This window comes from Qipengyuania pacifica (assembly GCF_019857205.1).
GTDB classification, from domain to species: domain Bacteria; phylum Pseudomonadota; class Alphaproteobacteria; order Sphingomonadales; family Sphingomonadaceae; genus Qipengyuania; species Qipengyuania pacifica.
The window spans coordinates 119,794-141,247 of record NZ_JAHWXO010000003.1; the positions used below are offsets into that span (position 1 = coordinate 119,794).

General features: G+C 58.6%; 14 protein-coding genes. 5 read left to right on the forward strand and 9 right to left on the reverse strand.

Going from position 1 to position 21,454, the window contains the following annotated elements; genetic code table 11:
- Positions 1-3: 3 nt before the first annotated feature.
- Complete coding sequence (gene clpB, locus KYK83_RS05925) at positions 4-2,580, forward strand: ATP-dependent chaperone ClpB (RefSeq protein ID WP_103022537.1); 2,577 nt, start codon at positions 4-6, stop codon at positions 2,578-2,580.
- 23 nt (positions 2,581-2,603) lie between these two features.
- On the opposite strand, the gene KYK83_RS05930 is transcribed toward clpB, so the two are convergent.
- The 3 genes from KYK83_RS05930 to KYK83_RS05940 all read right to left on the reverse strand — a co-directional run bounded on the left by KYK83_RS05930 (position 2,604) and on the right by KYK83_RS05940 (position 10,632).
- Complete coding sequence (locus KYK83_RS05930; RefSeq protein WP_103022538.1) at positions 2,604-3,578, reverse strand: prolyl hydroxylase family protein; 975 nt, start codon at positions 3,576-3,578, stop codon at positions 2,604-2,606.
- 89 nt (positions 3,579-3,667) lie between these two features.
- On the reverse strand, positions 3,668-6,841 hold the full coding sequence (locus KYK83_RS05935) for a TonB-dependent receptor domain-containing protein (protein ID WP_196846726.1): 3,174 nt from the start codon (positions 6,839-6,841) through the stop codon (positions 3,668-3,670).
- A gap of 866 nt (positions 6,842-7,707) precedes the next feature.
- On the reverse strand, positions 7,708-10,632 hold the full coding sequence (locus tag KYK83_RS05940; RefSeq protein WP_346729422.1) for a TonB-dependent receptor domain-containing protein: 2,925 nt from the start codon (positions 10,630-10,632) through the stop codon (positions 7,708-7,710).
- 375 nt (positions 10,633-11,007) lie between these two features.
- Here KYK83_RS05940 and KYK83_RS05945 point away from each other — a divergent pair, with 375 nt between their 5' ends.
- The 4 genes from KYK83_RS05945 (at position 11,008) to KYK83_RS05960 (ending at position 14,669) form a co-directional block, all read left to right on the forward strand.
- A complete protein-coding gene (locus KYK83_RS05945) occupies positions 11,008-12,180 on the forward strand; it encodes an acetyl-CoA C-acetyltransferase (RefSeq protein ID WP_222827559.1) in 1,173 nt (390 codons plus the stop codon).
- A gap of 109 nt (positions 12,181-12,289) precedes the next feature.
- A complete protein-coding gene (locus KYK83_RS05950; protein ID WP_103022541.1) occupies positions 12,290-13,075 on the forward strand; it encodes an SDR family NAD(P)-dependent oxidoreductase in 786 nt (261 codons plus the stop codon).
- Positions 13,076-13,254: 179 nt separating this feature from the next.
- Positions 13,255-14,130 (forward strand): crotonase/enoyl-CoA hydratase family protein, encoded by an 876-nt coding sequence (locus tag KYK83_RS05955; RefSeq protein WP_222827560.1) that lies wholly within the window; start codon positions 13,255-13,257, stop codon positions 14,128-14,130.
- Between the two features lie 68 nt (positions 14,131-14,198).
- Positions 14,199-14,669, forward strand: a complete 471-nt coding sequence (locus tag KYK83_RS05960; protein ID WP_103022542.1) for a MarR family winged helix-turn-helix transcriptional regulator — start codon at positions 14,199-14,201, stop codon at positions 14,667-14,669.
- Between the two features lie 42 nt (positions 14,670-14,711).
- Here the strand turns inward: KYK83_RS05960 and KYK83_RS05965 are convergent, their stop codons facing one another.
- The 6 genes from KYK83_RS05965 to cpaB are packed head-to-tail and all read right to left on the reverse strand — an operon-like array spanning position 14,712 to position 21,411.
- Positions 14,712-15,710, reverse strand: a complete 999-nt coding sequence (locus KYK83_RS05965; RefSeq protein WP_103022543.1) for a type II secretion system F family protein — start codon at positions 15,708-15,710, stop codon at positions 14,712-14,714.
- A gap of 20 nt (positions 15,711-15,730) precedes the next feature.
- Positions 15,731-16,702 (reverse strand): type II secretion system F family protein, encoded by a 972-nt coding sequence (locus KYK83_RS05970; protein WP_103022544.1) that lies wholly within the window; start codon positions 16,700-16,702, stop codon positions 15,731-15,733.
- 49 nt (positions 16,703-16,751) lie between these two features.
- The gene (locus tag KYK83_RS05975; RefSeq protein ID WP_103022545.1) at positions 16,752-18,044 is read right to left on the reverse strand and encodes a pilus assembly protein CpaE; all 1,293 of its coding nucleotides are present in this window, start codon (positions 18,042-18,044) and stop codon (positions 16,752-16,754) included.
- Between the two features lie 6 nt (positions 18,045-18,050).
- Positions 18,051-18,704, reverse strand: a complete 654-nt coding sequence (locus tag KYK83_RS05980) for a CpaD family pilus assembly protein (RefSeq protein WP_103022546.1) — start codon at positions 18,702-18,704, stop codon at positions 18,051-18,053.
- A gap of 14 nt (positions 18,705-18,718) precedes the next feature.
- Complete coding sequence (locus KYK83_RS05985) at positions 18,719-20,302, reverse strand: type II and III secretion system protein family protein (protein WP_103022547.1); 1,584 nt, start codon at positions 20,300-20,302, stop codon at positions 18,719-18,721.
- A 41-nt stretch (positions 20,303-20,343) separates the two neighbouring features.
- A complete protein-coding gene (cpaB, locus tag KYK83_RS05990; RefSeq protein ID WP_103022548.1) occupies positions 20,344-21,411 on the reverse strand; it encodes a Flp pilus assembly protein CpaB in 1,068 nt (355 codons plus the stop codon).
- Positions 21,412-21,454: the final 43 nt, after the last annotated feature.

Here is a 21,454-nt window from a genome sequence, read left to right on the forward strand (position 1 = left end):
TCCATGAATCTCGAAAAGTTCACCGACCGGGCGAAAGGCTTTCTGCAGGCTGCGCAGACGGTTGCTATCCGCATGAACCACCAGCGGATCTCGCCTTCGCATCTGCTGAAGGCGTTGCTGGACGATAGCGAGGGCATGGCTGCCCAGTTGATTCAGCGTGCCGGGGGCAATCCCGGTGTGGCGATTACCGAGGTCGATAACGCTCTGGCCAAGGTGCCGGCCGTCTCGGGCGGCGGGGCGCAGCAGACGCCCGGGCTCGATAACGATGCGGTTCGCGCACTCGATCAGGCCGAACAACTGGCTGAAAAGGCGGGCGACAGTTTCGTCCCGGTCCAGCGGGTTCTCCAGGCGCTGACGATGGCCGATAATGATGCGGGCAGAGCGCTGAAATCTGCTGGGGTCGATGTCAAATCACTGGAAGCGGCGATCCAGGACGTCACCAAAGGACGCGCTGCGCACAGTGCGGGCGCGGAGGAAAGTTACGACGCCATGAGGAAGTATGCGCGCGACCTTACGCAGGCGGCGCGGGACGGCAAGCTCGACCCGGTGATCGGTCGAGACGAGGAAATTCGCCGGACGGTCCAGATCCTCGCCCGCCGTACCAAGAACAACCCCGCTCTTATCGGCGAACCCGGAACGGGCAAGACTGCGATTGCTGAAGGCCTCGCCCTGCGTATCGCCAATGGCGACGTGCCCGACAGCCTTAAAGGCCGCACATTAATGGCGCTCGACCTGGGCGCATTGATCGCGGGCGCAAAATATCGTGGCGAATTCGAAGAGCGGCTGAAGTCGGTACTCGACGAGGTCAAAGGCGCCGAAGGGCAGATCATCCTGTTCATCGATGAAATGCACACGCTGATCGGCGCTGGCGCATCGGAAGGCAGCATGGATGCCGGCAACCTGCTCAAACCTGCGCTTTCGCGGGGCGAGTTGCACTGCATCGGTGCGACCACGCTCGACGAATACCAAAAGTATGTCGAGAAGGATCCCGCGCTCCAGCGTCGGTTCCAGCCGGTTTATATCGATGAGCCGAGCGTTGAAGACACGATCAGCATATTGCGCGGTATCAAGGACAAGTACGAACTGCACCACGGCGTGCGCATTACGGACGGCGCAATCGTGGCAGCGGCGCAATTGTCAAACCGCTATATCCAGAACCGTTTCCTGCCCGACAAGGCGATCGACCTGATGGACGAGGCTGCCAGCCGCATCCGCATGGAGGTCGAAAGCAAGCCCGAAGAAATCGAGGGGCTCGACCGCCGGATCATCCAGCTGCGGATCGAAGAGCAGGCGTTGCAGAAGGAAACCGACGACGCTTCGAAGGACCGTCTAGAAAACCTCCGCAAGGAGCTCTCCGAACTCGAACAGCAGTCGAGCGAACTGACGACACGTTGGCAGAACGAACGCGACAAGATCCATGCTGAAGCCCGGATCAAGGAAGACCTCGACCAGGCACGTATCGAACTAGAACAGGCACAACGCGGCGGCGATCTGCAGAAAGCCGGCGAACTGCAATACGGCAGGATACCGGAACTGGAGAAGAAGCTCGCCGAAGCGTCCGGACAGACCGATAACGCTCTGCTCAAGGAGGAGGTCACCGAAGACGATATCGCTGGCGTCGTCTCGCGCTGGACGGGTATCCCTGTCGATCGGATGATGGAGGGAGAGCGCGAGAAGCTGCTCGACATGGAAAACATCCTGTCGAAGCGGGTCATCGGGCAATCTCAGGCGATCGATGCCGTATCGAAGGCTGTGCGCCGCGCTCGCGCGGGCTTGCAGGACCCCGGGCGCCCGTTGGGCAGCTTCCTGTTTCTCGGCCCGACCGGCGTCGGCAAAACGGAGCTCACAAAGGCATTGGCGGGCTTCCTGTTCGACGACGACAGCGCCATGGTGCGCATCGACATGAGCGAATTCATGGAGAAGCATGCGGTCGCCCGTCTGATTGGCGCGCCTCCAGGCTACGTCGGCTATGAGGAAGGCGGCGTCCTGACCGAAGCTGTCCGCCGGCGACCGTACCAGGTGGTCCTGTTCGACGAAGTCGAAAAGGCGCATTCAGACGTGTTCAATGTGCTGCTGCAGGTTCTCGACGATGGACGCCTGACCGACGGGCAGGGCAGGGTGGTCGACTTTTCCAACACGCTCATCATCCTAACCAGCAATCTGGGCAGCCAGTACCTGGCGAATATGGATGACAATCAGAAAGTTGCGGACGTCGAACCGCAGGTGATGGATGTCGTACGCGGCCATTTCCGGCCCGAGTTTCTCAACCGGCTGGACGAGATCATCCTGTTCCATCGTTTGGCACAGGAACACATGGCGCCAATCGTGGATATCCAGGTCGAGCGCGTGCAGAAGCTGCTCAGGGATCGCAAGGTCACGCTCGAGCTGAGCGATGCGGCAAAGAAATGGCTCGGCCGTGTCGGCTACGACCCTGTTTACGGCGCCCGCCCGCTAAAGCGCGCCGTGCAGCGTTACGTTCAGGACCCGCTGGCCGACATGATCCTTTCGGGCAAGGTGCCGGACGGGTCGACCGTGCAGATTGACGAAGGGGATGGGGAACTGGAGATGGTGGTCGTGTGACAACGGGCGCAAGGGCTTTGGATTCAGAACGGACGGCCTGGTGGGCCCGAAATATCTAGCTGTTTGGCACGTATCCATTTCGAAGCGATGACTTTCTCTCCTGACGTGACCTTACCTCCAAGGTGGTTGGTGGCAGAAAGGGGGTGGCCGGATTTGTCTGCATTTTTAAACCAGATTGCGTCGCCGATGCCGCCCTTAAATTGGAAACCAAGGTTAGGAAATTCAGTCGCCCCTCCGGAGTACTCTTCGTTCAGGTAAATCAAAAACGTCGACAATCTCTGATTGGCGACGTTGGCCATGGCATCACTATGTAATTTATATTCATCACCTTCACCGTACGAGAGGACCTGTAATGGCTCTCCCTGCTCGTATTGGGTCCCAGTCGCGGCACCTATGCGCCGGTTAATGGCGTGAATGACGGGGGTTTCTTCAACGAATGAAAATGCGGTGAATGAGGACTTTCTGATTGGATCGTGGATTAGTTGGCCGGTCGTGGGATGAACGACTGTCGCTCGTTGCAAACGAGGGCGCGCAACTGACCCAAGATACTTGCTTTCGGCCGCGGTGAGAAATGATCTGAAAACTGAAATATGCGGGACCGATTGCGGGATTTCCGGTGCAAACGTATCAGTAGGGTTTCCGGCACCGTCAATGTTCATGCGATTTAGAAGCGCAATTTGAACAGACGCCTCATCGATTTTCTCATTCTGAAGTTCGTTTAACGCTTGATGCCAAGCGCGGTCGCAACCGCCCGCTCCATTCGCAAGTAGCGCTACGTAAGGTTGCCGGGCTTCCTCTAGGCTCTTGGCTGCCAGCCCGTAAAACCGCCGCGCTTCGGCCAGGTCTCGCCGGATCAGGTGGCCGGTTAGGCGCCATTGCGCTAAACACAGAGCAGCTGTTGGATTACCTGCTTCTGTATCCATCAATAGCGTCTTGTAAGCGGCCTCGACGCCCCTTCGCTCGACGAGCAGGTCCGCTTCGGTTCGCCAGTCGTGCATTGATATCCTCGTATATTAAGATTGGGCGGGAACAAAAAAGGGGGGCGAATGCTCGCCCCCCTTTCAATGTTTACGCGTGAAGTTCCTTATCAGAAGCCAGCGCGGACACCGGCGTAGAAGGACGTGCCTCGGATCCGATAGATTCCGCTGCCACCACCGATACCGGTGAGACCAAACGGAGGATTCGTACCGAGAATGTTGTCGACGCCGACAGTGAAGTCGAACTTGTCGTTCACTTGGTAACCGAAGCTAACATCGTGATAGAACGTTTCCGGGTACTTACGAATGTCCGCATAATCATCGTTCTGCGGCGGATCGCCATTTAGGCTATTATAATCCTCGTATGTATTCAGATACATCGGTCCGATGTAACGCATTTCGTAACCCATCCGGAACTTGCCAAACTCGAAGTCGAGGTTCCAACGGAACTCGTCCTTCGGATCGCCCAATTCTTCGAGAATGCGGTTCTCGAAGTCCGGATTGGTCGGATCTTCAAAATTACTACGCTCGAAAGTGTGCGTGTAGATCAGACGGGTGGAAAGCGCATTGTTCGCCCCAAAGGTTGTGCGGTACGCCACTGTGGAGTCAATGCCCCTGACGGTGCGTGCTGCGAAGTTCACAGCGCTCACCACCAGATCCTTGTCGAGAACCTGGCCAGGCACTTCGCCGTTCGGACCAGTCCCGGCTCCGCGATAGCGAGTGATCAGATCGCAGAACGGATTGTTAAGATCAGGCAAATCGTAACAGGTATTTACAATACCTTGAGCGGAAACAGCCGTGATTACGTCCTTAACCTTAATGTCGAAGTAATCGACTGTCACAGCCAGACCCGGAATGGCGCGCGGCTGAATGACTGCGCCAATAGTATAGGAGTCGGACTTTTCCTCGCCCAGATTGGGATTGCTACCGCTGAGAATTTCGAGCGAATAGTTCGGCAGGGCGATAAACTGCGGATCTGTGAGCAAAGCTCCCAGGTCAGCTTGACAGTTCGCCCGACGGTTTGCCGAACCCTGTGATAAGTTCTGTGGCAGACACGGGTCGGAGAAGCCCGGAGCGAAGTTTTGCGTGATTGGAAACGCTGTTTCGCTCAGATTAGGGGCACGTACAGACCGACCATATTGTGCACGGAAGGTGATATCAGGGATGGGGGCCCACTCTACACCGCCATTATAGGCATATGTCGTTCCCACAGAACCACCATAATCAGAGACACGTCCAGCGGCCGAAACCGTGAGTTCCTCAAAGAACGGAACGCCACTCAGAATGGGAAGACGGATTTCACCGAAAGCTTCCGTCACTTCGAACGGATCCGGTGCGAATGTCGGAAGAGCGTTATAGAAAGTGCGTCCCGATTCTACTAGCGGATCGGCTTGGTAGAACAGTTTCTCGCGCCGGTACTCCGCCCCGACAGCAAAGCCCACTGGGCCGCCCGGCAAGTTGAAGAAGCCGCTTGTATCGCCTGCCACGAAACCGCTGATCACTAGCTGTTCCAGTTCAGCTTTTGAAACGGTGTCTTCAAGGATGTAGTTTGCGGCGGCGGCGTTATCGCCCTGGCCAAACGGATTGTACGCAACGCAGTTGGCAATGTCCTGAGCCAGTGCATCAGTGTCGCCGGCAAGGCCGTACTCGAAAGCGGCGGTTGGGTCGTACTGTGAACGACATGCAATTTGCCCTGTCGCCGGATTAATGCCGGAGTCGAGTGCAAGCATGAAACGCTGGGGAATGATATTACCCAGAATTGTAGTGTCTTCCTTCACCTTCCCGTAATTGGCTGAAATTTCATAGTTCCAGCTGTCTAGGAAGTCGCCGCGTACGCCTGCCACGACGCGGAAAACATCACGTTCGGACCGTTCGTCACGGTTTCCAAGGTCGAGCAATGAGCGACCGATTGCAAAGCGATAGGAGCCGTCAGCAATGGCCGCCAAGTCGTCTGGAGAAAGCGGAACCTGACCGCTGAGACGGCTATTGAGGCCCGAAGCGATCAACTGATCCGTGATAACGCCACGAGCCTGTGAGCTGAGGAACGGATTGTCGAGGCGCACGAACTCACGCGGGTCCCCATACGTAAATCCGCTCTGAACGAAAGCCGGGCTTGATTGTTGACCCTGCGTGTTGATTCGAACGTACTTCGCTTCGACAAACGGCTGAAAAGCTTCTGCCACTTCAAAGCGTGCAAGAAGGTTAACGTTGTAGCGTTCCTGCTGCGGGAACACGCTAAGCAGCGTACCCTCGCGGCCGGTTTGGCCATTGCTGTTGACGATGCTTCCAAAAGGTCCGGTCGACGTACGTGTGCCCGTTTGCTGAACCAGCTGCCCGTCGGGCGTGAAGATGTAGTTGCAGTTGTACGGAACGTTATTCAGACCAGTTCCACACGGTGCCGCACCATTCTGCTGCGGGAAGGGCACGAGCGAATTGAAATCGATCGTGGTTGACCCGATATTCCGAAAGAACGCTCTGTCGGGGAATCCATCGGAATTGGTGGCACTATCCGTGTCGATAACGAGGAAACCGTCGTTCCGACGAAGGAAGCTCACGTCTGATCCGAAAACGCGATCCTGGTTTGCGTATTCGCCGTGAATTGTAATGTTTCCGCGACCATCCGCGAAATTCTGACCCGCGAGGATCGATACGTATTGCGAGGGGAACGTACCCTCGTCGTTGACACTGATGTGGCCACGGCCCTGAATGCCTTCAAAGTCATCCTTCAGAATGAAGTTGACGACGCCGGCGATTGCGTCGGAGCCGTAAATTGCCGAATTGCCACCGGTAACTACGTCAACACGTTCGATCAGATCGTTTGGAATGGTATTGACGTCTACTGACGTGCCGTTCGACAGGATGTCCGACGCCACATGGCGGCGACCATTCACCAGGACGAGCGTGCGGGCAGTGCCCAGGCCGCGAAGGTCGAGAAGATTGAGGCCAGTCGTACCAAGGAAACGACCGGCGTTTGCTTGGCTGAATGTGCTGCGAAGCTGCGGAAGGTCGTTGAGCGTATCGCCGATGTTAATCGACGACTGTTCAAAGATCTGCTCCCCCGTCAGCGTCGTAACTGGAACCTGCGATGTTAGCTCAGGTCGCGAGATGCGCGATCCGGTGACGATGATTGCATTGCTTTCGACAGGTGCGGCTTCAGCTGGGTCGCTGGCGACGGCGTCATCGGCGTCCTGCGCGAAACCTGGAGTCGAGAACGCAAGGGCGGCGAGCCCTGCGCTGGTGAGCAGTGCGGCCCGTCCACCCGAGGCGGAAAAGGTCTTTTTCATTTATTTAGTCCCCTAACTGTGCCGGAGGAACCGGCCCATTGTGGGACTCAAGCAAGGTGAGGCCGCTCAGGCAACCCGTATGGAACCAAAACCCATAGATCATTCAGATTTTGGCACGGGTGTATCAAAAATGTGACGGGTTAAGTGGCGTCGGCAACACCGCTTCGAATTATGGGATTTTGATACACTCGTCCGTATCGCGGAGGCATTCATCACCGGCTCTATCTTGGGCTTTTAAAATAGAGCCACGTGCCTGCACACGAACATTCTTGATATATTTGATAGTGAGCAAGTACTTGGGCGCTGGCGCTAAATTTTAGATTTAAAACCTTTCCATGCGCGCTTGATCCACCTTGCTCGTGAAAGGCAATGGCAGGGAATAAATGTCATAGTCCCATCTCCGGGGCTAATTCCCATTGCCGCTTGATTACGCGCCCCAGTTTTGGAGATTACCCTCTGCTGCAAAACCCCGCATTAGAGCATACACCTTCTTGGTTGGTCATCTCACCAGCAGCATTACGAGTGCCGCGTTCGTAATCGATCCATTCAGTCCGGGTCATGCAGATGCGTTCGCGCTTAGCGCGCGAGCCAGTCACCTTAAACGACTTACAAATCTTCTTGTTTGCATCCTCTGCTTCCTCAGGCGCGGGAGCATCGGCGGCGTTTGTCGCGCTAGCGGTCCGTAAAAGCTCCCCCGCTGGTGCAGTGGCGCTCGTTTGCAGAATAAAGGCTGAAAAGAGCATGAGTAAGTACATAGAATCCTCCGTTGCAAACGGAAGTGTACATTAATCTCATACGCGCCTCAATGCAGGTAATAAAAAAGGGGCGGCCGAAGCCGCCCCTTTCAATTCTCGTTCTAAATGAAATTAGAACGTCATGCGAGCAGTTACCGAATAACGGCGGCCGAGCGCATCGTAGGTCGACGGGAACACGTTACCGCTGTTGTAAGCCGTCGAACCGATGTTGCTGCCAACCACCTTCGGTTCGTTATCGAACAGGTTGATGACAGCAGCAGTCAGCGCAAACGAGTCGGTCACGTTGAAGACGGCGGTCAGATCGAAGTAATGTTCCGACGGGATCGTGCGGAAATCTTCGAGGAACGCGTCAGCAACCAGAGGCTCGACTTCGACCGCGTCGATAAAGCGCCAGCGAAGCGAGAGATCAACTTGGTCGAAGCTGAGCGTCGTACGCTGCGTGAACGAGAACTCCGGCTGAATTGATGCGCAGTTGATGCTGTAATAGCCAACGCATTCACGGTTCAGGCTGGCCGGGTCGTCCTGGTTCGCCTTGAAGCGCGAACGGTTCGTCCAGTTACCGAAGAAGCCCAGGTCGAGACCAGCGAAACCGAGATCGGTGCTATAGTTGGCAACGAGATCGATACCGTCAGTGAAAATCTGACCCTGGTTGGTCAGAACCAGCGGAAGGCCCGGTGTCGTGCCCACGTTACCGAACAGGTTGCCGGTAGCCGGGTTACGACGGATCGAGGTGCAGGCTGGGTTGGTCGGCGATGGATTGTTATCAAAACACGCACTGAAGACGTCACCGATCGTCGGTGAGGTAATGGCATCGTTCAGTTTGATGTTGTAATAGTCAATCGTCATCGAAAGACCGGGGGCGAACACGGGCTGGAACACAGCGCCGATGGTCCACGTGTTGGCCTTTTCAGCAGCCAGATTGGGGTTGCCACCGGTTGTCACGTTAACCTGTCCGGCCGGATCGACGATAATGCTGCCGATCGAAGTGGCCGGTGCACCCTGCGCAAGACAGATTGCACGCAGATTGGCATCGGTCGTCGGCGCCGCGCCCGCGCACGGGTCGGTGTCGAAGTTGTCGAGACCAGTTACGGGAACTGCGAACAGTTCAGCGATGTTCGGCGCGCGGGTAACGCGCTGATAACCACCGCGGATCTGCAGGCTCGGTACCGGGGACCAGCTACCGCCGGCCTTCCAGGTGTATTCCGTACCCGTCGTCGAGTAATCGGAGATACGACCTGCCAGCTCAAGCGTAAGTTCGTCGGCAAAGGCAGCGCCGCTCACCAGCGGAACGACGAGCTCGCCGAACACTTCCTTGACGTCGTATGCACCCTCTACGTCCGGCGAAGCGGCACCATTACCGAGCACTTCACCCGGGGTCTGCGAAAGCAGGTCCGAACGGCTGAAGGCAGAGTAATCGCGATATTCTGCACCAAGTGCGATCGCGATAGGTTCAGCTGAAATGCCGAAACCAACGTCGCCCGAAATGAACGCCTGGACCTGACTCAGTGCAGCACCTTCGGTACCACTGTTACCCACATCGAGGAATGACTGGACTGCAGGTGTGATGCTGCCTGCGGGACCAAAGAGATCGATTGGCACGCAGCCGTCGCTGTCATCGAGGCAGGTGTTCGGATTGGTCGCCAGCACCGCTTGCTGAAGGCGAGTGAAAGTGCCGTTACCCGACTGCCTGGAGACGTTTTCACTCTCGCCGTATGCTCCGAAAATTTCCCAATCGAGATTGGCAACCAGAGCACCGCGAGCGCCGGCCTTAACCTGGAAGAGGCGGGTGCGGTATTCATTCAGACGCGGGCCGAATTCGATGAAGCGGCGACCATAGTCGATACCAACGGTGCGATACGCAGGATCATTGGGGTCCGTTGCCAATGCCGCAGCGTCGCATTCAGCCTGCGAGAACAACGGCTGCGTCCCGGCAAGATCGGCATCTGTATCGAAGCCGCAGATCTGGTTGCGAATTCCGCCCGGGAGGAACGGGTTCGACAGCGGCGTGTCGAGAACGTTACGGAAAGTACCCGAAGAAGCAATGATCGTGGAAGTCGTGCTCTGAACGAACATACCTTCGGCGAACACTTCTATCGCATCGTTAATCTCATAGCGCGAGGAACCATACAGGCGGTACTGTTCCAGCGGGGTCTGATAGATGTTCTGCGGGTTGAAGTTGAACGGGGCGTAGAACGGAACCAACGAAGTACCGTCCGGCGAAACCTGAAGAGTGCCGCTGGTTGTGCCCGGAACCGTGATGACGCTCGGAATAGCCGTCGACGAGCCGCCGGCTGCGCCAGTGATCGAGCTGATGTTGTTCACACCATAAGAGCGATCACCCTGGAAGATTGCTTCACGGTTGGTGTAGCCGACTGCGAACACGGCGTTACCGCGGCCATCGCCGAAGTTGCCGCCAACGATCATGTCGCCGCGGAAGGTGTAGCCGTCACCTTCTTCGGTGATCTGGTTGGTTGCCGAAATATCGACACCTTCGAAATCGCGCTTCGTGACGAAGTTCACAACCCCGGAAATAGCGTCCGCACCGTAAGTGGCGCCAGCGCCACCGGTCAAAACGTCCATGCGCTCGAGTAGTGCGACAGGAATGACGTCGATGTTCGTAAGGCCGTTGAGGCCTTGGGGAACGAGGCGCGTACCGTTAAGGAGAACGAGGTTGCGGTTGGCGCCAAGGCCGCGCAGGTTGACATAAGTCGAACCCCCGTTGCCGTTGTTGACGTTCGAACCGACGCTCGGAACGAGACCCGGAATCTGACGCAGCGATTCTTCGGCAGTGTTAGCCTGCTGAAGTGAAAGTTCTTCCGCGGTAACAACTGCTACCGGGCTCGCCTGCTCGAGGTTGGGGTTCTGAATGCGCGAACCGGTAACGACAATCGACTGGCCTGGCGCGGGTGCATCAGCGGTTGCAGCGGATTCAATTCCACCTTCGTCGCTGTCCTGAGCCATCGCCGGCTGCGCCAGAAGCGCAAGACCGAGAACGGCGGGTGCCGCACTGGCTTTGAAATAGGTTTGGAGTTTCACTCTGATAATCCCTCTATTGATCGACCGACCCCTGAGTGTCGGATCTCCAAGGAACCCCTGAGAGGAAATTAGAACACGTCAAAGCAGCGCTCCTACGTATATCCACTCCCTCCAGCGGATTGCGCCATGTGCCTTTATGGCCGCGCCGAATGCAAAGGTTTTGTTACATTCAGTGCGGTTTGGAGCCACGGGTGTGACGCCGATGTCACACACGGTCCAATGGGCGTTTTGGTCGAAAATTTCGCTGAAATAAGCTGTTGCGCAAGACTCGAAAAGTCGACCGGTCCGCCGGTTGACGTTCACGTAAGGCGGCCCTAGGAACCGGTACCTAATCGAAACCTAACGCTGTTACAGTTGTATGACGAGAGGATGACAATGCCCCAAGCCTATATAGTCGAAGCCGTCCGTACCGCCGGGGGGCGCCGTGGGGGACGTCTTGCCGGGGTGCATCCGGTTGATCTCGCTGCAAGATCGCTGGACGCGATCATGGAGCGCAGCGGTCTCGAGGCCACGGCCATCGACGATGTGGTGATGGGCTGCGTCAGCCAGGGCGGCGAGCAGGCGATGCAGGTCGGGCGCAACGCGGTGCTCGCGTCAAAGCATCTGGGCGAGGGTGTTCCTGCGGTCACGATCGATCGCCAGTGCGGCTCCAGCCAGCAGGCGATCCAGTTCGCCGCGCAGGCGGTGATGAGCGGTACGCAGGATGTCGTGATCGCAGCAGGCGTCGAAAGCATGAGCCGGGTGCCGATGGGTTCGACCGCCATGTTCCACATGAAGGAGGGCCTGGGTAACTACAAGTCACCGGGTCTGGAGGAGAAATATCCCGGCATCCAGTGGAGCCAGTTCATGGGTGCCGAGATGATTGCGCAGAAGCACGGGTTTTCGAAGGACGATCTTGATCGCTTCGCCTTCGCCAGTCACCAGAAAGCGATTGAGGCCACCAAGTCGGGCGCGTTCGACCGGGAAATCGTCGGTGTCGAGATCGATACGGCCGAGGGCGAGGAATGCCACGCGGTCGATGAGGGCATCCGCTTCGATGCGACGCTCGATGGCATCGCGGGCGTCAAACTGCTCAGCCCCGAGGGTAGGATTACCGCTGCCACCAGCAGCCAGATATGCGACGGCTCCAGTGCGGTTCTCGTCGTGTCGGAACAGGCGCTGAAGGACTACGGCCTGACGCCCATGGCGCGGATTGACAACCTTACAGTCACTGCCGGCGACCCGGTCATAATGCTCGAAGAACCGCTGTTTGCCACCGACCGCGCTCTTCAGCGTGCCGGTATGAAGATCGGCGACATCGATCTCTACGAGGTGAACGAGGCATTCGCCCCTGTCCCACTTGCCTGGTTGAAGCATACCGGAGCCGATCCGGACAAGCTCAACGTCAATGGCGGTGCGATTGCGCTGGGCCATCCGCTAGGGGCGTCTGGCACGAAATTGATGGCCACGCTCGTTCATGCGCTGAAAGCGCGGGGCAAGAAGTATGGCCTGCAGACGATGTGTGAAGGTGGCGGCGTTGCCAATGTCACTATCGTCGAGGCGCTTTGACGAAGCGCGCCAATCCGGCCAAAGCCGGAAAGCGAAATTCAGTTTCGAACCCGTGCGAGAATGATACCGGCCATGGCCGGATCCTATAGAGTGATTGAGAGGAATATTCATGGAAGTCAGTAGCAATACCCCCGCAGTCGTCACCGGTGGGGCCTCCGGCCTCGGCGAAGCCACCGCCCGCGCAATTGCCGCGAAGGGTGCGAAGGTCGCCATCTTCGACATGAACGAAGAAAAGGGCGAGGCGGTTGCCAAGGACATCGGTGGCATCTTCTGCAAGGTCAACGTCACCAGCGATGAAGATGTCGATGCGGGTTTTGCCAAGGCGCGCGAAGCCCATGGCCAGGAACGCATCCTCGTCAATTGCGCCGGTATCGGCAATGCGATCAAGACCGCCAAGCGTGACAAGCAGAGTGGCGAGATCAGCCATTTCCCCCTGTCCGCCTTCGATTTCGTCATCCAGGTGAACCTCGTCGGCACCTTCCGTTGCATCGCCAAGTCGGCGGCCGGCATGATGACGCTCGATCCCCTGTCGGAAGACGGTGATCGCGGGGCCATCGTGAACACCGCATCGGTCGCAGGTGAAGACGGCCAGATGGGTCAGGCCGCCTATTCCGCGTCGAAGGGCGGTGTCATCGGCATGACCCTGCCGATCGCACGCGACCTGATGAGCGAAGGCATTCGTGTGAACACGATCCTGCCCGGCATCTTCAACACCCCGCTGATGAACGCGGCACCTCCGCAGGTGAAGGAAGCGCTGGCGGCCAGCGTCCCGTTCCCAAAGCGCCTCGGCAATCCCGACGAATATGCCCGGCTGGCCATGACCATGATCGAATGCGGCTATTTCAACGGTGAAGATGTCCGCCTCGACGGCGCGATCCGGATGGCGCCGCGGTGATCCGCGCCATCGGACTTTCCTACTCGCCCGATCTCTGATTGGGTTCAGCTGATGATGGTCCGCCGTTCCTCTTTCGCGTGCTTCGACAGCGATTTCGGGAACGGCGGATTTTTTGCGCCTGGACTGTGTAACATGCGGTCCATGTGTTCTGTGACGACGACGAACGGAGCGCCGAATCGATGACCGAATTCACCCAGATCAAGCTCGATACTGCCGACGGTATCGCCACCCTCACGCTCTCCCGCCCGGAAAAGATGAACGCCTTCACCGGCGTCATGATGCAGGAGATGATCGATGCCATCGACATCACCGATGCTGACGACAGCGTGCGCGCCGTTATCCTGACGGGCGAGGGTGAACGTGCATTTTGCGCCGGTGCCGACCTGACGCCCGACGAAGGCGCGGGCAATGTATTCGCGCGCCACGATCCGGTCGACGATCTGTCGGATACCCGCGTGCGCGACGGCGGCGGCCGCCTCGTCCTTCGCCTGTTCAACTCGCAAAAGCCGCTGATCGGTGCCTGCAATGGCGTCGCGGTGGGTGTGGGCGCGACAATGCAGCTTCCCTTCGACATGCGCTTGTGCAGCGACAATGCGCGCTTCGGCTTTGTCTTCGCACGACGCGGAATCACGCCGGAAGCCTGTTCGAGCTGGTTCCTGCCGCGGCTCGTGGGCATGCAGACGGCGCTGGAATGGTGCATGACCGGGCGTATCTTCGATGCTGGGGAAGCGCGTGAGCGCGGTCTTGTCCGTTCGGTACATCCCCAGGGCGAACTGATGGATGCGGCGGTGAGCCTGGCGCGCGAGATCGCCGACAACACATCCGCCGTGTCGGTCGCCATGACGCGGGCAATGCTGTGGCGGCTTTCCGCGACGGACCATCCCATGATGGCCCACCGGATCGACAGCCGCTCGATCTACCGGCTCGGCAAGAGCGAGGACAGCAAGGAAGGTGTCCGCAGCTTCCTCGAAAAGCGCCCGCCTGCCTATCCTGACACGGTCAGCGAAAACATGCCCGACTTCTACCCGTGGTGGGACGAACCCGGCTACGAATAGTTTCGCTTGAGACGGTCACAGTCGTAACGGCCTTGCCAAGGCCAACGCGGGAATCCAAGGTCGTCGGCATGTCGAAACACCAGCCTGCCCAGCGCCTTGCAGAGTTCCTGCCTTATCAATTGTCCATCGCTTCGAATGCCGTATCGACGCGCATCGCGGAACAATATCGCAAACGGTTTGCGCTGAAGACTACCGAGTGGCGCATCATGGCGGTGCTGGGTGATCATGGCGCGCTGACCCAGCGCGAGCTTTCGCAGCAGACGCTCATGGACAAGGTGCCGGTCAATCGAGCGTGCAAGCGGCTGGAGCAGCGTGGTCTCGCCCAGCGCTCGCCAAACGCCAGCGATGGCCGCTCGCATCTGCTCGAACTGACCAGTGAAGGGCGGGCCGTACACGCCGGCATCATGCCGTTGGCCCTGAAGATCGAGGAGGAGCTGTTTTCCGTGCTGAGCGAGCAAGAACGAGTGGATCTGCTCGATATGCTCGGGCGCGTGCGCGACCAGGCCGGAGACTTCGACGCGGAAAGCCTGGCCGACTAACGCAGTCGACCAGGGCTTTCAGATCACTTACGCGTTGACCGGCTAGCCAATGCCGCCGCTGAAAGCGTCGGCAATCGAACAAGCCGCCGGGCCGAGAATGACGATAAACAGCACCGGCAGAATGAACATGATCAGCGGTACGGTCATGATGGCAGGAAGGCGCGCGGCCTTCTCTTCTGCGCGCATCATACGTTCGTTGCGGAACTCGGCCGACAAGACACGCAGCGCGGAGGCCAGCGGTGTACCATAGCGCTCTGTCTGGATCATGGTCGTGACCACGCCCTTCACCGCGTCGAGGTTCACGCGGTAGGCAAGGTTGTCGAAGGCCTTCTTTCGTTCGTTGAGGAAGGATAGTTCGATCGCGGTCAGCGTAAACTCTTCGCCGAGTTCGGGATAGGCGCGGCCCAGTTCGCGAGCGACGCGGTTGAAAGCGGCGTCGACGGTAAGCCCGGCTTCGGCACAGATAACCAGAAGGTCGAGCGCGTCGGGCAGGCCTTTGCGAATGGCATCTTCGCGTTTCTTGGCGATGTTGCTCAGATAGATTTCGGGACCCTTGTAACCCAGGAAAAGGGCCAAGCCGAGCGCAGCGACGCGCTTCATCTGCCAGTCGGGATATACCTCAACCAGATAGAGCATGACAAAGGCAAAACCGCCCAGCAGGATCGGAAGTACGGCACGCAGGCCGATCACGACAATCGCCAGTTCCTTGTTGCGGATACCGGCATGGGCCAGCTTCTGCTGTACGCTTTCGATTTGGCTTTGCTGCAGCACCTTCATGCTGCCAAGCGTGTCCTTGATTCTCTCGGTCGTGTCCGTCTTGCGAACCAGGCTTTGCCGTTTCTTGGCACTCGACGTGACGAGACCCATCTTGAGTTCTTCGCGACGACCCTCAAGTGCTCTGACCCGCTTGGCCATCGGATCCTTGATGGTCACCGCGGTGTAGATCGCAAAGACGACTGCTGCGGCAGCTATGCCGACGAGGATCGAGCCGACGACATAGACGTCGAAGCCGAGGAGGGTGGGGCCGGTCACGGGGTCCATTGCTCTAGTCTTTCCTCAACTCAGATTTCGAAACTGACCATCTTGGCCATGATGAAGCCACCGATACTCATCCATACGAGGCCGCCCAGTCCGGTGACGATCAGGCGATCGTCTTCGAAGAAGCCGCCGATATATGTTGGATTCACCCAGTAGATCAGAACGAAGACGATGAAGGGCAGCGATCCGACAATGTAGGCAGACGCCTTGGATTCAGAGCTCATCGCCTTGATCTTCAGTTTCATCTGCGCGCGCTTGCGCAGCACGTCCGAGAGGTTGGAAAGCGTTTCTGCAAGGTTGCCGCCGGTTTCCCGCTGAATGGCAAGAGTAATGCAGAAGAAATTGAATTCCGGAATGCCCAGACGATCGGCCGTCGCCTGCAGCGATTCCTCCATTGTGCGGCCGATCTTGGTCCGTTCGACGATGCCCTTGAATTCTTCGCCGACCGGACCGGGAACTTCCTGTGCGACAACCGACAGCGTTTCGGTGACGGGGAGACCCGAGCGCAAGCCGCGAACCAGCAGTTCGATGGCATCGGGGAACTTCTTGTTGAAGTTGTTGGTCCGCTTCTTGATTGCGCGATTGACGATGAAATGGGGAAGCCCTGCACCGACCAGTATCCCTACACCGAACGAAAGCGGCAAGGACCCGCTCCGCAAGAAAAGTAGCAGGGCGACCACAAATCCCAGGCCAAGCGAGGCGTAGGCATATTGGCTAAGCGTCCAGCCCTTGCCGGTGCGGTCAAGGCGGTTGGCCAGCGCTTCGATGCGCGACCCCGACCCGGCTACTTTATAGGCCGTCGGGCGGCGAGCAGCGATGGCCTTCTTCAGCTGCGATTCGACCTTTGTATCCGTGCTGTCCGAATGGCGGTATCGCACCTGCTGCAAACGCCGTTGGCTGGCCTTTCCTGCGTCAGGGCCGGAGAACAGAACATAGCCGATCGCCAGTAGGGCGAGGATACCCCCTGCCATCAATGTCAGCTGGATTATGTTCATGCCAAACTCCGTCCAAACTTAATGCGCGCGAGCCCAAAGCTTCGCGTCGTTACTGCGCGGGTTCCTTGACCCGCGTGTCTTTCTTCTTCGCCAAAAGGCTCTTGAGATCGAGATTGCCGAGAAGCGATTTCTTGGCGCCGCCGCCGTTGCCGGCCCCTGCGATATTCTCGTCTCCAGCACCAATGACCTGAGCGGAAAGCTGCTTGATCGCGGCCGTCGCTTTCGATCCATTGTTCGCATCGACGAAGGTCTTGCCCAGTTTCGCGGCATTGGCAGCGGCTTTCTGGTCGAAGGGCACCATCACGTCGATCTTGCGTTCGATCGACGCTTCGAAGTCGGCCTTGCTGATTTCGGCGACACCCGGCTGAACCTTGTTGGCGACGATCACGACCTGCGAATGCGGTGCGTTGTTCTTGAGCCAGGAAAGGATACGGATGGTATCGCGTGCCGACGCGAGTGACATTTCCGTTGCCAGTACGACGACGTTCACGTCGTTGAGCAGGTGCGGGAAATTGATCATCATGTTGCGCGGCATGTCGAGCACCGTCATTTCGAACGTGTGCTTGAATTCTTCCTGCAGTTGCATGAAGGCCGAGCCATCGGTCATGAGCGGCTGGTTGATCGGAGCTTCCGCGGAGAGAATGGCCAGATTGTCATTCGCCCGGATCATGGCGCGTTCAATGAACAGCCCATCGATACGACTGGGATTGTCGATTGCATCGGTCAGGCCGCGTCCCGGCTCGAGATCAAGCGTGAGCGCACCGGTGCCGAAGTGGACGTCCAGATCGAGCAACGCTGTCGGCATGCGCTTCTCTGACGAGAAGATCCAGGCAAGCGACGTTACGATTGTCGATGCGCCGACGCCGCCGCGTGTGCCGATGACGGCAGTGGAAACGTGGTGCTTTACACCTTCTTCTTCACCCCCGCGCGGAGCCATGAAGACGGCCTGCGCCTGATTGAGGGAATCCCGCAGCATGCCGGCGGATAGCGGCTTGAGCAGGTAGTCATGAATGCCGCTGGCGAGCAGATCCCGATACAGACGGACATCGTTGACCTGTCCGATTGCGATAACGACAGTTCCCGGCTCGCAGACTTCCGCAAGCGCATTGATGTCGTTCAGCGGGTCGCCACTTTCGGAAAGATCGACCATCAGGATGTTCGGGCTGGCCGATACCGACAAGGACTGGATTGCGTTGCGCAGTCCACCCTTGTTGCATTTTTCAGGTTGCCAGCCGAGTTCGATCACCACCGGACGAAGGACGTCGAGGGCGTTTTCATCACAGATATAGGCCGCAAAGGGATCGCGGTTTCCGGCCAGACCGGGTTTCAGTGAAGCGCTCATGGCTGGTTAGCCTCCTTCTTGGGTGTTGACTTCGGCCAGTCCGCCGGTTGCTCCGGTCGGCGCCAGATCGCGATACGCCTTGATGGCCTTGGTAGAGGTGCTGACGACCGTTTCGCCGGTGCCTTTCTGGCCGGTGATGAGGTCTTCCGGATTGGCGACCATTGCCGCGAGATTACCGTTCACAGCGCAGCCATAACCCGGTGATGTCGCATTCGTCGGGTTGTGTTCGCCATTGGCCGACCAGTCAGGGCATCCCGGAACACTGGCGGTCGAGCGGGTCACGACAATTCTGACCTGACCAGGGTTCACATACCCTGCCGTCACGGGTGCTTCTTCGCTGATCAGCACGCCGTGCCGACCCGCAAGCGCCGCCAAGTCACGCTTCAAAGCCGGGTTGACGCTCGGATCGTCGATCGAGACGCGGTCGCCGTAACCCAAATTCATCGCATCGAACCAGTCGGCGATGCGCTGCTGCTCGCTAACCGCCAGGCCATCGCCACCGGCACTGGCATCCAGAGTGAAATTGGTGCGTTCGACTACCGGTTGGTGCACGCTGTACAGCGTGCGATTTTCAGTCCCCATGCCTCCGCATGCGCCAAGCACGAGGCTGAGCGAGACGGCCAGAGATCCGGCGAGCTTGCGATTGGTTGCCTTTGCCATTGTACTCGTCTCCCTTAGTCGAAGCTGAAGCCGGGCTTGGCCGACGCCGTGCGTTCATTGCGGCGCGCATCGGGCTGGAGGGCCGCCTGCGGTTCACCATTGTTCATAGGCTGGCCGCCAGAAATGCTGGGCTCGCCCGGCGCGGTTTCGACCGCCCGCGGCTTCGGCCGTTCACCGCCCGAAACGCCATCGCTCTGCTGGAAGCCGAGCAAACGCTGAAATTCGTTCGGTTTGCGGAAGCCATCAGTCGGCAAATGGATGTCGTTCGCATCGACGGGCTTCACGAGATACGGTGTCACCACGATCACCAGTTCGGTTTCGCCTTTGCGATAGGTGGTCGAACGGAACAGATTGCCAAGGATCGGAATGTTTCCGAGGCCCGGGGCCTTGTCGATGGTGTTCGTGGCATTATTGGACAACAGGCCGGCAATCATGAAGCTCTGGCCCGAACCAAGTTCCACCGTCGTTTCTGCACGCCGTGTTACGAGTGCCGGAATCTGGAAGCCTTCGAAGACAACAGCGCCCTGGCTGGAAAGCTCCGATACTTCTGGACGTACCCGCATCGAGATGCGCCCATTGGCGAGCACGGTGGGCGTATAGGCGAGGCTTACGCCGTAGTTCTTGTACTCGATGGTGGTAGTGCCGAGACCCTGACTAAGGGGGATCGGAAACTCACCACCCGCGAGGAATTCAGCCGTTTCGCCGGAAAGAGCGGTCAGATTTGGCTGCGAGAGCGTGGTCACGAGCCCTTCGTTTTCAGCGAGGTCCAGCGCGGCTCCAATGTCGAGCCCAAGAAATCTACCCATTGCACCGAGCGTGGTGCCCGGGGAAACTCCCCCAATCCGAGTGCCTTCTACTTGTACAAGCTTGGTCGGATCTGCCGGATCAGGCAGCAGCCCAATCGGTGTGTTCCCCACGCCGAGAGCGGGAAGCCGTCCACCATTGATGAAACCACTGCGCCCCTGACCAACGCCGAACTGAAAGCCTCCCGTGCTGTCGATGCTGGTCAAGTTGACCCCAATCGCACGCACGAAGCTGCGGCTGACTTCGGCAATACGCACCTGCAGATTGACCTGCAGCGGAGTCGCCATACGCAGGCGGCTGATGACATTCGATTCCGTGCCGACGAAGGCTTCGACAAGACGCTGCGCTTCTTCGGCATCCTCCGGAGCGGCGACCGTCCCGGTGAGCAGGATGACATTCGACCCCATGGTGGCGACCGAAATGTTGGCTTCGGGCATGGCGAGGGCGAGTAGCTGGTCGATACTGCCGATATTCGATCCGACGCGGACATTGGCGGACCACACGATGTCGCCGGCATTGTTGCTGGCGTAGATCGTTGTTTCGCCACCGGCCTTACCGAAGACATAGAGCTGGCGTTGCGATTTAACCTGGACGTCGGCGACATTGTCGTCGGCGACAAAGACATCGGCCATATTGCCCGGCACATTGACCAGTTCACCGCGACCGATGGAGAGAACGATCTCGGAGTTGGGACGAACCACAGACTGGGCAGTGGCAGTGGTAACCGGGGCTGCCACCAGCGGCGTCAACGCCAGGCTGGAGAGCAGGAGTTTCGTTGTAAGGCGACGTGTCATGGAATTGCCCCCTGAATGGCGTTCCTGTTGCTTTTTCCTGCTCATCTCACACCTACAGCTTGGGCGGCAGGCAATGTCTGTGCGGCACTTGCGGCTCCGCGCGCGGTGCTCGATCCGACTGCACCAATCGATACATCCTCGGTCTGCTTGCCGCGGGTGACCCGCACGCTGGGACCACTGCGAACCGGTTGTCCGTCGCCGTAGGCGGCTTGCGGTGCGCTGGTGCCCTGCGCAGGAGCCGTACGGCGCTGGAAGCGCGATACGTCGCCGCCGGTCACGTAGGTGCTCTTGCCGTCATCGGGACGCGCCATGGCTTCGCGCAGGAGCCGTTCTTCCTGCTCGGGCGTGGCATTATCCGGAATGGAGACGTCACCCGAAGCGATGGCCCGTTCGAGTTCGCTCTGATTGTCGGCGAGTGAGCGCAGCGACAAGCTGAGCGTGCCGATCGTCTGCGCCACGGCGACCTTCTCTGCAATGACCGGGGTTACTTCGAGCGTGACAGTGCTGAATGCCTTGACCACGGTCGACCCGTCTTCCGCCTTTTCCGAAACGGTCGACTGATCCGTTGCCAGAACACGAAGGTTACGAAGAATGGTTTCCGATGCCTTCAGGCTGGACTCTTCGCTACCTTCGACCTGCTGGGTCAGAACCATGTCCACGCGGTCGCCTGGGAAGACGAACCCGGCTACACCCGACTGGGCGGTAACCGGAACCGTGATGGCGCGCATGCCTGGCGTCAGAGCAGCAGCGAGAAAGCCCCGATCTCCGGGGGCAACCAGAGAGCCCTGCGTCACAGGTTCGCCAGCCGTGATCGGATGACGGACAACAGTGCCGAGAAGCTTCGTGATGTCGGCTTCGCCGTCGAGGAAATACGCATCCTGAACCAGTTCGGCAGGCCACGCTTGAAAGCCGATGGCATCGGCGGTGATGATCGTCCCGACCGGGAGCGCACGTTGTGCAACAAGGACCTTGGGTCCCTGCGGTTCGACCTGCGCGGCAGCCTCGGCCTGCGGTGCGCCTGCACCGGCAAACATGCTCCGTGCGACAAGTGCCGTACCGACCGCGATGATCAGTGCAGCAACCAGCAGAACCAGCTTCTTCCTATCCATGGCTTTGTAGCCCCCTAGTTCAGCCCGCGAAATCCCAGTGCGG

Excerpts from the sequence above, each read along its gene's own strand:
- KYK83_RS05950 (WP_103022541.1), top strand. The coding sequence starts at position 12,290 with ATGGAAGTCAGTAGCAATACCCCCGCAGTCGTCACCGGTGGGGCCTCC.
- KYK83_RS05970 (WP_103022544.1), bottom strand. The coding sequence starts at position 16,702 with ATGAACATAATCCAGCTGACATTGATGGCAGGGGGTATCCTCGCCCTA.
- KYK83_RS05960 (WP_103022542.1), top strand. The coding sequence starts at position 14,199 with ATGTCGAAACACCAGCCTGCCCAGCGCCTTGCAGAGTTCCTGCCTTAT.
- KYK83_RS05980 (WP_103022546.1), bottom strand. The coding sequence starts at position 18,704 with ATGGCAAAGGCAACCAATCGCAAGCTCGCCGGATCTCTGGCCGTCTCG.
- KYK83_RS05945 (WP_222827559.1), top strand. The coding sequence starts at position 11,008 with ATGCCCCAAGCCTATATAGTCGAAGCCGTCCGTACCGCCGGGGGGCGC.
- KYK83_RS05965 (WP_103022543.1), bottom strand. The coding sequence starts at position 15,710 with ATGGACCCCGTGACCGGCCCCACCCTCCTCGGCTTCGACGTCTATGTC.
- KYK83_RS05935 (WP_196846726.1), bottom strand. The coding sequence starts at position 6,841 with ATGAAAAAGACCTTTTCCGCCTCGGGTGGACGGGCCGCACTGCTCACC.
- KYK83_RS05955 (WP_222827560.1), top strand. The coding sequence starts at position 13,255 with ATGACCGAATTCACCCAGATCAAGCTCGATACTGCCGACGGTATCGCC.
- cpaB (WP_103022548.1), bottom strand. The coding sequence starts at position 21,411 with ATGGATAGGAAGAAGCTGGTTCTGCTGGTTGCTGCACTGATCATCGCG.
- KYK83_RS05930 (WP_103022538.1), bottom strand. The coding sequence starts at position 3,578 with ATGCACGACTGGCGAACCGAAGCGGACCTGCTCGTCGAGCGAAGGGGC.
- clpB (WP_103022537.1), top strand. The coding sequence starts at position 4 with ATGAATCTCGAAAAGTTCACCGACCGGGCGAAAGGCTTTCTGCAGGCT.
- KYK83_RS05985 (WP_103022547.1), bottom strand. The coding sequence starts at position 20,302 with ATGACACGTCGCCTTACAACGAAACTCCTGCTCTCCAGCCTGGCGTTG.
- KYK83_RS05975 (WP_103022545.1), bottom strand. The coding sequence starts at position 18,044 with ATGAGCGCTTCACTGAAACCCGGTCTGGCCGGAAACCGCGATCCCTTT.